Here is a 14,781-nt window from a genome sequence, read left to right as displayed (position 1 = left end):
GATTGTTTTTTTATAGATATTGGTAAGCGGGAATTGTTAAAAATTCTTCAAATTGCTCTGAAGTAACCAACGTGTTAAACAGCTCTATCGCAAGCTTAAACTTGGTATTTTTAATTTCGGATTCGCCATATTCGGTTACAATTTTTTCAACTTCATCATTAAATAATTCGGTATATAATTGTGTTGTAAACTTTTGTCCATCTTCTAGGATTACTTCATTTTTTAACCATTGCCAAACTTGTGTTCTAGAGATTTCTGCAGTAGCAGCATCTTCCATTAAATTATAAAGCGCAACAGCTCCATGACCTCTCAGCCAAGCTTCGGTGTATAAAATACCTACATTAATGTTTTTTCTTATTCCAGCTTCGGTTACGGTTCCTTTTGGTATTTCGACTAAATCTTTTTCTGTAATAACAACATCATCGCGCTTTACGTGTAATTGATTTGGCGTAGGCATGTGTTTATTAAATTCTGATAAAGCGACATTAACTAAAGCAGGATGCGCTACCCAAGTCCCATCGTGACCATTTTTAACTTCACGTTCTTTGTCTTTTCTAACTTTTTCTAGAGCAGCAATATTTGCATATTCGTCATTTTTAATAGGTATTTGTGCTGCCATTCCACCAATAGCTAAAATGCATCTTTTATGACAGCGTTGTATTACTAGTTTGGAATAGGCATCCATAAATGGTGTTGTCATAGTAACCTGATCACGATTTGGCACTACAAAATTAGGATGGTTTCTAAATTTTTTGATATAAGAAAATATGTAATCCCATCGTCCACAATTTAAACCTACTATGTGATCTTTTAGTTCGTATATAATTTCGTCAAGCTGAAAACTAGCAGTAATAGTCTCTACTAAAACCGTTGCTTTAAATGTTCCGTTTGGCACATTTAAGTAATCTTGAGCAAAGATAAAAACGTCATTCCACCATCTAGCCTCTAAATAATGCTCTAATTTAGGTAGGTAAAAGTAAGGTGCAGTATTGTTTTTAAGTCGTGTTTTGGTGTTATGAAACACGTATAAACCAAAATCTATTAGACTACCAGAAGCCTCTTGATTGTTAAATATTAAATGGCTCTCATTTAAATGTAAACCTCTAGGACGTACCAATAAAACAGCTGTTTTGGAATTTAGCTTGTATGTATTGTCCTTTTTTAAATCTATTAATGAAATTGTTTTATTGTTTGCATCTATTAAATTTTGTTGACCTTGGATTGTATTTGACCAAGTAGGCGCATTGCTGTCCTCTAAATCTGCCATAAATGTGTTAGCACCAGAGTTTAATGCATTAATTATCATTTTACGGTTAACTGGACCTGTGATTTCTACTCGTCTATCTTGTAAATCATGCGGAATAGAGCCAGCAATCCATTGTCCATCTCTAATCGCTTTTGTGTCTTCAGGGAATTTTGGAAAATGTCCTTTATCAAAATATTGTTGTTGACTAACACGATTATTTAATAATTCTAATCGTTTAGAATTAAAATTTTTATGCAATTCGGATAAAAATAGTAAAGACTCATCAGTTAAAATCTCAGGATAGTAATTAGTCACGTTTTCTGAGAACGAAATTTTAGGTTGTTTTAAAAGTGTGTCTTCCATGATGTTATGATTTTATATGACAATATTAAAACAAAGATTTTTAAAAAACAAGCGAACGTTCGCTAAAAATGTTTTTTCGCCAAAATTGAATATTCGCAAAAAAGAGTATATTTGTTATTATGGAAGAAGATTACATTAAATTAATTTTTGGGCTTAAGCTAAAGCAGATAAGGACTGATAAGAATTTATCCTTATTAGGTTTGTCCAAACTTTCTGGTTTGTCAAAATCGTATTTAAACGAAATTGAGAATGGTAAAAAATATCCTAAACCAGATAAAATTGCAATATTATCAGAAAAGTTGGATGTACCATACGACCAAATGGTGTCTTTAAAATTGGATAAAAATTTAGCACCAATTGGTGATATTTTACAGTCTAAAATTTTAAAAGAAATTCCGTTAGAGCTATTTGGTATTAAAGAAAGTAATCTAATCGATATTGTAGCTAATGCGCCAGCAAAAGTGAATGCTTTTATTAGTACAATTATAGAAATAGCACAGAACTATAATTTTAGTCGTGAAAGTTTTTATTTAGCTTCTGTACGGTCTTTTCAGGAAGCGAATAATAATTATTTTGAAGATTTAGAGCAGAGTGTTTTAAAATTTGCTAAAGCGTATCATATTGATTTAAATGAAACCATAACCTCTCAAGACTTGGAGGAAGTTTTAGTTGAAGAATATGGTTATACTATAGAAGTTAATGAGCTTAGTAAGTATGAAGCTTTGGGTAATTTACGATCTATGTTTGTGCCAAAAACTAAAACACTATTATTGGCTAATGAGATAGACGAAGCGCAAAGAACCTTTATTTACGCTAAAGAGTTAGCGTATAATTTTTTAGAAATAAAAGAGCGCTTATTTACTTTTCCATGGATAAAATTTGACACCTTTGATCAGGTATTAAATAATTTTTATGCTTCTTATTTTGCAGGTGCTTTGATTATACCTAGCGAAAAGATTAAGACGCAGTTAAATAAAATCTTTGAAAAAGAAACTTTTGATACAGAGTTGTTTTTAAATGCTATTGAAGCTTATAATGCTTCTCCAGAATCATTTTATCAACGCTTAACTAATATTTTACCTAAAGCATATAATATCCAGAATTTGTTTTTTTTAAGGTTTACGCATAGAGCAAATAGTGAGCGTTTTTATCTTAAAAAAGAATTGCACTTATCGCATCAACAATCACCTCATGCCAACGAAACTAATGAGCATTATTGTAGACGTTGGGTATCCATAAAAATGCTTAAAGATATTAGTAATAGCAAATCAGAGCATGTCTTTGATATGCAGATCTCTAATTATGAAAATGATGGGATGAAGTATTTAGTGTTGTCCTCTGCTACTAAAGATCCTTTTAGAGATAATCAGTACAGGAGTATAAGTGTAGGACTGTTAATTAATAAGCAATTAAAACGAAAGCTTAATTTTTTAAATGACCCTAAAATTGAATCTAAAAATGTAGGTGTAACTTGTGAGCGTTGCGCTATTATGGATTGTAAGGTTAGGGAAGTAGCTCCTATTTTTTTAGATAAAAAGGCAAAAAATGAAAAGTTAGAGTCTATTGTTCAGGCATTAAATGCTAAGTTCTCTTAGGTGGTAATTTATTGTTTTAAACTGGTTTGTGTTTAGACTAAAGCTCCAAAAACATATCTAGAAGCCAATGACTTTCCAAAAAAGAAAGCAGCAATTGCGAATAAGCCATCGCTTAACGAAAACCACAGCGCTTTTGGTAACATAATAATGGTAGCTGCTGTTGCAATAACCATTAAAGCACCAACAATATAAGCAGGAATCATGCTAGTTTTTGATACCATGCCTGCAAGTGTCATTCCTGAGATTATACCTGTAAAATGTGCAATTACTACAAAAACTTTAGAGCCTATTGGTATAAGATGCATATTAGCTTTTATAGAGGCTATGTCGTTTGGATCAATTTGTTCTGGTAATGGAAAAACCGTGTGACCAATTAAGGTTTCTATTATATATACTACAACTGCTGCAGTAATAAAACCTAAAATTGTTGCTAATATATTTTTAAGCATAGTCTTAAATTTTGGTCCTAAATCGGAATCTGTTAGTATTTAAAAATACAAAAAAATCCTAAAGTATATACTTTAGGATTTTTAATATTTAGTATTTGTTAAGCCTATTCATTAACAATAACCCATTCACCTTTTGCAATTAAAGGTTCAGCTTGTTTAAACTTGACCGTTTTATTTTCTCCTGACATAACATGCTTTATAGTTACTTTGTCATTACGACCAATCTTAGGTTGATCTCTAACAATAGTCTCTACAACTTGTTGTTGCGGTTGTGTATTTCCTGCAGCTCTGTTTTGTGCAGAACGTTCATCTAAATTAGGAATTTCTTCTTTTTGAGTTTGAAGGTTTTCTTTTTTACGTACTTCTCTAGCTTCGCTAATAGCATTAGTAGTTTCGGTAGGTAATTCTCCTTTAAATAAGAAAGAAATCACTTCTTTATTAACCTGGTCAATCATGCTCTTAAATAATTCAAAAGCTTCAAATTTATAAATTAATAAAGGGTCTTTTTGCTCATGCACTGCTAATTGTACAGACTGTTTAAGCTCGTCCATTTTACGTAAATGTGTTTTCCAAGCATCATCAATTATAGCTAACGAAATGTTTTTCTCAAAGTCTGTTACTAACTGTTTTCCTTTAGTTTGGTAAGCTTTTTCTAAGTCGGTTACAACTTGCAAGTTTTTAACACCATCTGTAAAAGGTACTACGATACGTTTGTATTTATCACGTTGGTTTTCGTACACATTTTCAATAATTGGAAAGGCAATATCTGCATTGCGTTCCATTTTTTCTTTATAATGTGTAAAACCAGCTTTGTAAATGGTTTGCGCTATATCTAAAGCTGACATTTTATTAAATTCAGCTTCAGTAATTGGAGATGACATTGAGAAAAATCTGATTAATTCAAATTCAAAATTCTTAAAGTCATTCGCAGCTTTGTTAGATTCTGCAATACCTTCAGAGGTATCATAAATCATATTTGCTAAATCTACACGTAGACGCTCTCCAAACAAGGCATTGTAACGACGTTTATAAACAACCTCACGTTGCGAATTCATTACATCATCATACTCTAGTAAACGCTTACGTACTCCAAATTGGTTTTCTTCTACTTTTTTCTGTGCACGCTCAATAGACTTAGAAATCATAGAATGTTGAATCACTTCACCTTCCTGTAATCCCATTCTATCCATCATCTTAGCGATACGCTCTGATCCAAAAAGACGCATTAAGTTGTCTTCTAGCGATACGTAAAATTGTGAACTTCCTGGATCTCCTTGACGTCCAGCACGACCACGTAACTGTCTATCTACACGACGTGAATCATGACGTTCTGTTCCTACAATTGCAAGTCCACCAGCTGCTTTTACTTCGTCAGATAATTTAATATCTGTACCACGACCAGCCATGTTTGTTGCAATAGTTACTTGTCCAGATTTACCAGCTTGATCAACTATTTCAGCTTCTTTTTTATGTTGTTTTGCATTTAATACGTTGTGAGGTATTTTTCTAATGCTTAGCATTTTTCCTAGCAACTCACTTATCTCTACAGATGTTGTACCAATTAAAACAGGACGTCCTGCTTCAGATAGTTTGGTAACATCATCAATAACTGCATTGTATTTTTCACGTTTAGTTTTGTAGACTAAATCTTGTCTGTCATCTCTAGCAATTGGTCTGTTTGTTGGGATTTCGACAACATCTAATTTGTATATCTCCCAGAATTCACCAGCTTCAGTAACAGCAGTACCTGTCATTCCTGACAGTTTTTTGTACATTCTGAAGTAATTTTGAAGGGTTACCGTTGCAAAAGTTTGCGTCGCATCTTCAATTTTTACGTTTTCTTTAGCTTCAATAGCTTGGTGTAGTCCATCGCTATAACGACGACCATCCATAATACGACCAGTTTGCTCATCCACAATCATTACTTTATTGTCCATGACCACGTATTGTGTGTCTTTTTCAAATAAAGCATACGCTTTTAATAATTGATTAAGCGTGTGGATACGTTCTGATTTGATTCCGAAGTCACGGAATAAATCTTCTTTAGCCTCAGCTTCTTCTTCAGTAGATAACCCTTTTGCTTCGATTTTAGCCATTTCAATACCAATTTCTGGCATGACAAAAAAGTCAGGATTGTCTTTTCCAGAAAGGTACTCAACCCCTTTATCTGTTAATTCAATTTGATTATTTTTTTCTTCTATTACATAGTACAATTCTGCGTCAACCTTTGGCATCTCGCGATTATTGTCTTGGATGTAATAGTTCTCCGTTTTTTGAAGAATTTGTTTTACACCTTCTTCACTTAAAAACTTAATTAATGCTTTGTTTTTAGGAATACCTCTGTAAACTCTTAATAATTTTAATCCACCTTCTTTGGTATCTCCTTCTGCTATTAATTTTTTAGCTTCAACTAAAACCTGAGTTAAATATTTACGTTGGATATTAACAATGTCATCTACCTTAGGTTTAAGCTCTGTAAATTCATGCTCGTCACCTTTAGGGATTGGACCAGAAATAATTAATGGTGTACGTGCGTCATCAATTAATACAGAATCGACCTCATCGACAATGGCGTAATGGTGAGGACGTTGTACTAAATCTCCAGTAGCATGTGCCATGTTATCACGTAGGTAATCAAAACCAAACTCGTTGTTGGTACCATAAGTAATGTCTGCGTTGTATGCTTTGCGTCGTGCATCACTATTAGGTTGGTGATAATCAATACAGTCAATACTTAACCCATGAAAGTTAAATATTGGAGCCATCCAAGCACTATCACGCTTAGCTAAGTAGTCATTTACTGTTACTAAGTGTACACCTTTACCAGCTAAGGCATTTAAATATACAGGCAATGTTGCCACTAAAGTTTTACCTTCTCCTGTTTGCATTTCTGCAATTTTACCTTGGTGCATTGCAATACCACCAATTAATTGGACGTCATAATGTACCATGTCCCAAGTAATGGCTTTTCCAGCAGCATCCCATGAGTTAGACCAAGTTGCTTTATCACCTTCTAAAGTAACAAAGTCTTTGTCTCCAGAAAGACTTCTGTCAAACTCGTTAGCAGTAACGGTTATAGTAGTATTGTCTTTAAAACGTCTAGCAGTTTCTTTAACAACAGCAAAGGCTTCTGGTAATATTTTGTTTAAAGTATCCTCTGTGGCAGTGTAAGATTCTTCTTTAATTTTATCAATTTCTTGATAAATATCTTCACGTTTGTCTATGTCTTCTGTTGCTTCAGCCTCAGCTTGTAGTGTTTCAATTTTAGAGTAAAACGGTTGACGCGCTTCTGCTATTATGGCTTTAAACTCGTCAGTTTTAGCTCTTAATTGGTCGTGAGACAAGGCTATCATAGCCTTTTCAAAGGTTTTAATTTTGTCTACTATTGGTGTGATGGCTTTAACGTCTTGTTTAGACTTGTCACCAACAAATACTTTTAGTACGGAATTTAAAAAACTCATAGTTTTTGTGTTTTATTTGAGATGCCATTCTATGCATTGCATAGAATAACAGTACTTTATGTTTTGTCCTTTTTTAAAAAGGGCTTAAATATACGTTTTTAGCTGCGTTTAGCTATATTAAAAAGCACAAAAAAAGTCTCTAATTGAGACTTTTTTGATACTATTTGTGTGTTATTAATACTCGTCCTCATTCCAGAGGTAATCTTCGTCAGTTGGATAATCTGGCCAAATTTCTTCTATAGAATCGTATGAATCACCTTCATCTTCTATTGATTGTAAATTTTCTACAACTTCTAAAGGAGCGCCTGTTCTAATAGCGTAGTCAATAAGCTCATCTTTAGTTGCTGGCCAAGGTGCATCACTTAAATAAGATGCTAATTCTAATGTCCAATACATTTCTTATGCGGTTTTAATTTTTGCAAAAATAAATTTTTAGTTTAAATAGTCAAGAAAAAAGTGAATTATTTTTTCATTAAAAAAAAGAACGTCTTCTAAACTGAAACTACTTGATACTAAAGTATTTTGCAGTGTTACTAATCACAGCGCTTTATAACGTGGGTTACTTTTTTTCAGGTATCCACTTTACTTCGTCTGCTTGTAAGTCATGAGACAACTTTCGTGCCAATACAAAAAGATAGTCAGAAAGACGGTTTAAATACGTTAACGCATTGGCTTCAAAAGGCTCTAAATCGTTAAGTGCTGATGCTAAGCGCTCTGCACGTCTGCAGACGGTTCTGGCTATGTGACAGAATGACACAGTTTGATGGCCACCAGGAAGCACAAAATGTGTCATTGGTGGTAAGTCCTGGTTCATAATATCCATTTCTTGTTCTAACAAGATAATATCTTCATCAGAAATTTTATTAATGTTTAAGCGTTCTCTTCCGTTTTTAAGAATCGCTTTTTCAGGATCTGTAGCCAATATTGCACCTACAGTAAATAACTTATTCTGTATGTCAATTAAAATATCTTTATATAGTTGATTAATCTCTTGGTCTCTAATTAAACCTATGTAAGAGTTTAGCTCGTCAACAGTACCATAGCTATCAATCCTAATATGATGTTTAGGGACACGTGTGCCTCCAAATAAAGCTGTAGTACCTTTGTCTCCTGTTTTTGTATATATTTTCATGAATGTAAAGTTAAGGGAAAAGTTTAAAAGTAGAAAGTTAAAAACTAAGCGACGCGACTAATAATTAATTTAAAGTCTAATGGTAAAATGCTCTTTAGCTTGTTCTTTTCTAAAAAAGACAAAACCAAATTTATAGGTATCAATAGTTACGGTTACTTGAGGGTGGTTTTTTATAATTTCCCAAGCGTCAGTCATCTGTTTTGACCAGTAAATGTCATCTAAAATAAGTAATGTGTCGTTGTGCGTTTTAGGTAGTAGCATTTCAAAATACTGCAATGTAGCCTGCTTGGTATGATTGCCATCACAATAAATTAAGTCTAAGGTTTGCGAATTTAAATTACTAATAACCTGAGCAAAATCACCTGTTTTTATTGTAATGTTTTTTAAGTCGAAATTTTGAAATTGGGTTTCGGCTACAGCCGAAATATTAGGACAGCCTTCAACGGTTGTAATTATTGCTTTTGGATTGCCCAACGCTAAAGCTTGAGTTGCAATACCTAGGGAAGTACCAAGCTCTAAAATGGTATTACTTTTAAAATAATTGGTTAATCGATATAGTAGTTTGGCTTCGTTATAATTTGATCCAGCTACTTTAGTTATTTTAGAAATGGATCTTATATTGTTTTGAAACACTTGACTGCCAGAGCCTAAGTCAGTGACGTTAATGCTGGCAGTGTTTTTTATAAGCTTTTTTCTGTAGGATTTAATATCTAGGTAAGCAACGTGCTTTTTTTTGTCGTAAAAACACTTGGTAACTAAATCATAAACAAAAGGGGAGTGCACACCATGTTGATTGGTGGAACGTTTTAAAAAATTAAAGTAGGATTGTATTTGGTAAGTCTTACTCATCTGATAGCTGTTTGCTATTATTTTCTTTTATTAAGATCAAATGTTTATTCCTGAAAGGCTTTTTAGATCGTTACAAATTCTTTCTGTTCATTTTGTCTTGATACAAACTCATTGACAACGCTCAGTATAAACCAATCCAAAAAAATCATATTGAAATGAGGAAATTACTAAAATATCATTCACTGTCGCAATGACGTACTTAAAGCTACGCTTTATAGTTTCATTGCTTCATTCATTAGTACTGCATTTAAATGTTTAATTCTATCAAATTGATTTTGGGAGTAGCCCTTTTATCTTTATTTTGTTTTAGTTATAATCGTTCTTTTTCTGTCTAATTTTATTCTTCCATTTTTTCGGACAATTCTAACCAGCGCATTTCTTTTTCTTCGATGCTATCCATGATTTTTTGGATTTTAGCAGACAATTCTGTGATTTGATCTTGAGATAAATCTGGATTTAAGAATTTTTGTTCAATCTCTTTTTTATCAAATTCTAGAGATTTTATTTTACTTTCTAAATTATTATATTCTTTCTGTTCGTTGTAAGATAGAGCTGCTTTGCTGCTGTCTTTTTTCCAGTTTTTCTTTTCTTTTTTATCTTCTGCGTCAGTGTCGCTTTCAGGTGCTTTACTGTCTTCGTATATACGATAATCTGTGTAGTTTCCTGGAAAGTTTTCTACTTCACCTTCGCCTTTAAAAACTAATAGGTGATCCACAATTTTGTCCATAAAATAGCGGTCGTGAGAGACGACTATCAAACATCCCGGAAAATCTAATAAAAAGTCCTCTAACACGTTTAGGGTTACAATATCTAAGTCGTTAGTAGGCTCATCTAGAATTAAAAAGTTTGGATTTTGTATTAAAATGGTACAAAGGTATAAGCGTTTACGTTCTCCACCACTTAGTTTTTCGACAAAATCATATTGTTTTTTTCTGTCAAATAAAAAGCGTTCTAATAATTGTTGTGCGCTAATTTGTCTTCCTTTTTTTAACGGAATATAATCTCCAAAGTCTCTAACTACATCAATTACTTTTTGGTCTGGTTTTGGCGTAATACCTGCTTGGGTATAATATCCAAATTTAACTGTTTCTCCAATTAATATTTTTCCGCTATCAGGAGCAGTTGTCTGGGTTAACATATTTAGGAATGTTGATTTTCCTGTTCCGTTTTTACCAATAATACCAACGCGCTCTCCACGTTGAAAGTTGTAATCAAAATTGTCTAAAATGACTTTGTCCTTAAAGGATTTAGATAGCTTAACTAATTCAACAATTTTGCTTCCTAAGCGCTCCATGTTTAGTTCCAACTCTACAACATGATCTTTTCTGCGTTGGGATGCTTTGTGCTTAATTTCGGTAAAGTCATCAATTCTAGATTTAGATTTGGTAGTACGTGCTTTTGGTTGGCGACGCATCCATACTAATTCTTTTTTAAAAAGTTGTTTTGCTTTACCAGTTTCTACTTGTTCTCTAGCTATACGTTCTTCTTTTTTTTCAAGGTAGTAGGAGTAGTTTCCTTTGTAACTATATAATTCGCCATGATCAAGCTCTATAATTTCATTACAGACACGCTCTAGAAAAAAGCGGTCGTGAGTAACCATAAATAAAGTGATGTTTTCTTTGGCAAAAAAAGCTTCTAACCATTCAATCATTTCTAAATCCAAATGGTTGGTTGGCTCATCTAAAATTAGTAAGTCTGGTTTATTAATTAGCGCATTAGCTAGGCTAAGACGTTTTTTTTGACCTCCAGACAGTACGCTAACTTTTTGATCTAAATTGTCTAATTTTAGCTTAAAAAGTATTTGTTTGTATTGTGTTTCAAAATCCCAAGCGTTGTGTCTGTCCATTTGTTCAAACGCTTTTTGGTAAACATCTTCATCTTCAGGATTAAGTAATGCTTTTTCGTAGTTTTTAATAATATCTAAAACGGGATTATCGGCATTAAATATGGTTTGTTCAATGGTTAATTCTGGGTCAAGAATTGGTTCTTGAGGTAAAAAAGCAACCTTAATATCTTTTCTGTAAATAATATTACCAGTATCGGGAACATCAAAACCAGCAAGCATTTTTAAAATGGAGGTTTTTCCTGTTCCGTTTTTAGCTACAAAAGCAATCTTTTGGTCTTTATGGACGCTAAAAGATAAGCCTTCAAATAATGTTAATTCGCCATAAGATTTGGCAATGTTTTCTACAGTTAAATAATTCAATGCGTGTAATTTTTAGCAAAGATGGTTATTATAAGTGAAATGTAGAATATTTAAAAGTGAAAAGTTGTTTGGTTAATAATCTAGTAACTAAAAAAAGGTTTTAAAAACAATAATAGTTAAGGTTGGTGCTTAATTTTTGAATTTAAAATCAAAAACCCTGTTAGTTGTTTTGTTTTAAAGTGCTAAAGGTTATATTTGTGAATTAACAAACCTGTAAAAATGAAGCAAATTGTAATGTGTCTTGTCCTAGTGCTTGGGCTTGTAAGTACCTCATGTATTACTCAAAAAGATGTTGTTTACTTGCAAGATAAAGGTACGGTTATTAACGACTCGTTGCAATTGCAGGCTTTAGCATCTCCTTATCGTGTTCAGGTTAATGATTTGTTAAGTGTAAATGTTAAAGCTGAAAAGAAAGAGGTTTCTGATTTAGTTCAAATCTTTAATCCTACAACAAATGAAATAGGTAATTCTGATCAATCATTATATTATGATGGGTTTACGGTTGATTTACACGGTAATATTGAATTTCCAATTTTAGGAGAAATAAATGTATTAGGTTTTACAACTGATGAAGTTGAAGAAAAAATTAAAACTGTAATATTACAAAAATACTTAAAAGAGACTGCTAAAATATTTGTTACCGTTAAATTGTCAGGGTTAAAATATTCTACTTTAGGAGAAATAGAGAACAAAGGAACACAGGTTTTGTATCAAGATCGAGTAAATATTCTTGAAGCTATTGCTAACGCTGGTGATATAACTCAAACAGGTGATAGAAAAGATGTTTTAATATTAAGACAATATCCACAGGGACAGAAAATTCATCATATTGATTTGACTGATATGGCTGCCATGAAATCTGAGTTTTATTACATACAACCTAACGATATTATTATGGTCAAGCCTTTAAAGCGAAAGTCTTTAGGAGGTGGCCAAACTGCGACACAAACTTTAACGACTATAGCAAGTATATTTTCAGTTTTAGTTAGTACTTATTTTTTAGCTAAAAATCTATAAAATATGGAACAGCCAAGAGGGATAGATAATAGTCAGATTTTTGATTTTAAAGCATTTATCTTTAGATCTATTAGTTATTGGAAATGGTTTTTGTTGGCTTTGATTGTTGGCTTATATGTTGTTTATCAGCAGAATATCAGAAGGGAGTTTCCTTATACAATAGAAGCTTCTCTTACAGTGCAAGATGATAAGAATCCTTTATTTACTTCCAATACTAGTTTGATTTTTAACTATGGAGGAATATCTGGAAAAGTACAAGAGGTACTGTTAAATTTAAAATCTAGAAAGCATCACGAAAAAGTCGTGGATAGTTTAGATTTATATTTAAGTTATCTAAAGCAAGGTCGTTTTTACAAAACAGATATATATGGCAGTCATCAGTTTAAATTTGTAGGTTTAGATAGTGCTTACCAATTGATCGGACATCCTATAAAACTTGAGTTTTTAGATTCTGAAACGTTTAAGTTATCTTATGATTTAGGAGAGTCTGAAACTGTAAATGCGCAAAATTTTTATACTAAAGAGATAAAATCTTTTTCAGTGTCTTCCTCGGTTTTCTCTCAAATTTATAAGTTTGAGGAATACATTGACTTGCCTTTTTTAAAAGGAAGTCTAATAAAAAGAGGTAATGTAGCTATTAAAAAAAATGAGGAGTTTTTTATAGAATACAATAATTTTAATGCTACCGTATCTGAATTTTCAAATAGTTATGTGGTTTCTAATCAGCAAAATTCACCATTATTAACAGTCAGATTAACTAATAAAAATAAATCTAAGATAGTTGACTATATTAACACTTCAGTTTTTATTTTAGAGCGCGACCAACTCCAACGAAAAAATCAATATGCAATTAATACAGTTGCTTTTATTGATAAACAATTAGCTCGTGTTAAAGGGCAATTAAATAGAAAAGCGGACTCCTTAAATGATTTTAAACGTAGTAATAAAATTTTTGATATTAAAGGTGAGAGTGAGATTTTATCAAGTAAAATAGAAGACTATAACACTCAAAAAGAACTTTTAAATGAAAGTTTAATGTCGTATGATTTATTGAAAAATTATCTATTGACTAGTTCTGATTTTACTAGTTTTCCTGCACCAGCTCTGCAAGGTATTGATGATTCTAATATAATAGGAGGAATTTCTAATATAGTAGCCTTATCTGTCCAAAAATCTACTTTAGAAACTTCTGTAAGGGATAATGTGTCTGTATTTGATGATTTGAATAATCAAATAGAGTCGCTTAAAAATGTCATGATTGAAAACATCGCTTCAGTAAGAGCGAATATAGGTTTTCAGTTACAATCCTTAAACTCTAGAATATATAGTTCAGAGCGAGAATTTTCAACTCTACCAGAAAACCAGCAAAAATTAGAAGCTATTGAGCGTGAATATTTATTAAGTCAAAGTACTTATAATTTATATTTAGCTAAACGAGGTGAGGCTGATTTAATTAAAGCTTCAAATATTTCTGATATTATTTTTATTGAGCCAGCTAAAGATGTTGGTCAAGGACGTAATGCTGTTAATCTTAATATACGTTATGTATTTGCTATTTTAGCAGCTTTAATCCCTATTTTGTTATTGTCTTTCATTATTACATTTTTTGATAATAAAATTCATACACCAAATGATTTAGAAAAATTAGCTAAAATCCCATTATTAGGTGTTGTTGGTAAAAATGACTCTGAAAACAATTTAGCAGTGTATAATAAGCCTAAATCTGCTATTGCAGAAGCGTTTAGAGCTATTAGATCTAGTTTGCAGTTTATGTATAAAAAGCATGAATTGAATGGTACTAAGACTGTTATGGTTACCTCTTCAGTTAGTGGAGAAGGTAAAACCTTTTGCTCAATTAATATTGCAACTGTATTTGCTTTAAGTGGTAAAAAAACAGTATTAGTTGGATTAGATTTACGTAAACCTAAAATATTTGGAGATTTTGATATAGACAATACTACAGGTGCAGTAAATTATTTGATTGGGCAAAAATCTTTGCAAGAAGTTGTGCAACACACTAAAGTTGAAAACCTTGATGTTATAACCTCTGGACCTATTCCACCAAATCCATCGGAATTACTTATTGGTGCACAAATGGATCAGTTTATTGCTGAATTAAAAGAGTTGTATGACTATATTATATTGGATACACCACCAGTTGGCTTAGTTGCTGATGCATTGGAGCTAAAAGATTATGTAGATGCCTCTTTGTATGTTGTCCGTCAAGATTATACCAAAAAAGAAATGCTATCTCTAATAACCGATAAACATAAAAAAGGAGAGGTTAAAAATATTAGTTTTTTATATAATGGTTATGACCAAAAAGGAAAATATGGTTATGGCTACGGTTATGGATATAGCTATGGTTATGGTGCTTATGGTAATGGGTATCATGAGGAGGAAAAAAAGAATACATCTTTTACTAAAAAAATTATAGCATTTTTAAATCCATTTAAATAAGCA

The 14,781-nt window shown here is 32.1% G+C and carries 10 protein-coding genes; 3 read left to right on the top strand and 7 right to left on the bottom strand.

The features are described from left to right. Positions 1-10: 10 nt before the first annotated feature. Complete coding sequence (aceB, locus tag WNY60_RS09180) at positions 11-1,609, bottom strand: malate synthase A (protein ID WP_342862176.1); 1,599 nt, start codon at positions 1,607-1,609, stop codon at positions 11-13. Between the two features lie 119 nt (positions 1,610-1,728). Here aceB and WNY60_RS09175 point away from each other — a divergent pair, with 119 nt between their 5' ends. After that, positions 1,729-3,204 carry a helix-turn-helix domain-containing protein gene (locus WNY60_RS09175; RefSeq protein ID WP_342862175.1) on the top strand — a complete coding sequence of 492 codons (1,476 nt, stop codon included), beginning with the start codon at positions 1,729-1,731 and terminating at the stop codon, positions 3,202-3,204. Between the two features lie 32 nt (positions 3,205-3,236). On the opposite strand, the gene WNY60_RS09170 is transcribed toward WNY60_RS09175, so the two are convergent. From WNY60_RS09170 to WNY60_RS09145, 6 genes are all read right to left on the bottom strand, one after another. Then, on the bottom strand, positions 3,237-3,653 hold the full coding sequence (locus tag WNY60_RS09170; RefSeq protein ID WP_342862174.1) for a hypothetical protein: 417 nt from the start codon (positions 3,651-3,653) through the stop codon (positions 3,237-3,239). A 104-nt stretch (positions 3,654-3,757) separates the two neighbouring features. Further along, positions 3,758-7,114 carry a preprotein translocase subunit SecA gene (gene secA, locus WNY60_RS09165; protein WP_342862173.1) on the bottom strand — a complete coding sequence of 1,119 codons (3,357 nt, stop codon included), beginning with the start codon at positions 7,112-7,114 and terminating at the stop codon, positions 3,758-3,760. A gap of 174 nt (positions 7,115-7,288) precedes the next feature. Next, positions 7,289-7,510 (bottom strand): DUF2795 domain-containing protein, encoded by a 222-nt coding sequence (locus tag WNY60_RS09160; protein ID WP_006989959.1) that lies wholly within the window; start codon positions 7,508-7,510, stop codon positions 7,289-7,291. Positions 7,511-7,673: 163 nt separating this feature from the next. Next, on the bottom strand, positions 7,674-8,246 hold the full coding sequence (locus WNY60_RS09155; RefSeq protein WP_339808236.1) for a cob(I)yrinic acid a,c-diamide adenosyltransferase: 573 nt from the start codon (positions 8,244-8,246) through the stop codon (positions 7,674-7,676). Positions 8,247-8,315: 69 nt separating this feature from the next. Continuing rightward, a complete protein-coding gene (locus WNY60_RS09150; protein ID WP_342862172.1) occupies positions 8,316-9,095 on the bottom strand; it encodes a class I SAM-dependent methyltransferase in 780 nt (259 codons plus the stop codon). 337 nt (positions 9,096-9,432) lie between these two features. Next, complete coding sequence (locus WNY60_RS09145) at positions 9,433-11,301, bottom strand: ABC-F family ATP-binding cassette domain-containing protein (protein WP_145000228.1); 1,869 nt, start codon at positions 11,299-11,301, stop codon at positions 9,433-9,435. Positions 11,302-11,520: 219 nt separating this feature from the next. On the opposite strand from WNY60_RS09145, the gene WNY60_RS09140 reads away from it, so the two are divergent. Both WNY60_RS09140 and WNY60_RS09135 read left to right on the top strand, forming a co-directional pair. Continuing rightward, entirely contained in the window at positions 11,521-12,318 is a 798-nt protein-coding gene (locus tag WNY60_RS09140; RefSeq protein WP_145000225.1) for a polysaccharide biosynthesis/export family protein, read from the top strand. A 3-nt stretch (positions 12,319-12,321) separates the two neighbouring features. Beyond that, complete coding sequence (locus WNY60_RS09135) at positions 12,322-14,778, top strand: tyrosine-protein kinase family protein (RefSeq protein ID WP_145000223.1); 2,457 nt, start codon at positions 12,322-12,324, stop codon at positions 14,776-14,778. Positions 14,779-14,781: the final 3 nt, after the last annotated feature.

It is taken from the genome of Olleya sp. AS48 (genome assembly GCF_038900355.1).
Classification (GTDB): Bacteria; Bacteroidota; Bacteroidia; order Flavobacteriales; family Flavobacteriaceae; genus Olleya.
This window is presented reverse-complemented; position numbering and strand designations above follow the sequence as displayed.

Bases quoted from the DNA above. Each gene is read 5' to 3' on its own strand.
- WNY60_RS09135 (WP_145000223.1), top strand. From the start codon at position 12,322: ATGGAACAGCCAAGAGGGATAGATAATAGTCAGATTTTTGATTTTAAA.
- WNY60_RS09150 (WP_342862172.1), bottom strand. From the start codon at position 9,095: ATGAGTAAGACTTACCAAATACAATCCTACTTTAATTTTTTAAAACGT.
- WNY60_RS09175 (WP_342862175.1), top strand. From the start codon at position 1,729: ATGGAAGAAGATTACATTAAATTAATTTTTGGGCTTAAGCTAAAGCAG.
- aceB (WP_342862176.1), bottom strand. From the start codon at position 1,609: ATGGAAGACACACTTTTAAAACAACCTAAAATTTCGTTCTCAGAAAAC.
- WNY60_RS09140 (WP_145000225.1), top strand. From the start codon at position 11,521: ATGAAGCAAATTGTAATGTGTCTTGTCCTAGTGCTTGGGCTTGTAAGT.
- WNY60_RS09155 (WP_339808236.1), bottom strand. From the start codon at position 8,246: ATGAAAATATATACAAAAACAGGAGACAAAGGTACTACAGCTTTATTT.
- WNY60_RS09160 (WP_006989959.1), bottom strand. From the start codon at position 7,510: ATGTATTGGACATTAGAATTAGCATCTTATTTAAGTGATGCACCTTGG.
- WNY60_RS09170 (WP_342862174.1), bottom strand. From the start codon at position 3,653: ATGCTTAAAAATATATTAGCAACAATTTTAGGTTTTATTACTGCAGCA.
- secA (WP_342862173.1), bottom strand. From the start codon at position 7,114: ATGAGTTTTTTAAATTCCGTACTAAAAGTATTTGTTGGTGACAAGTCT.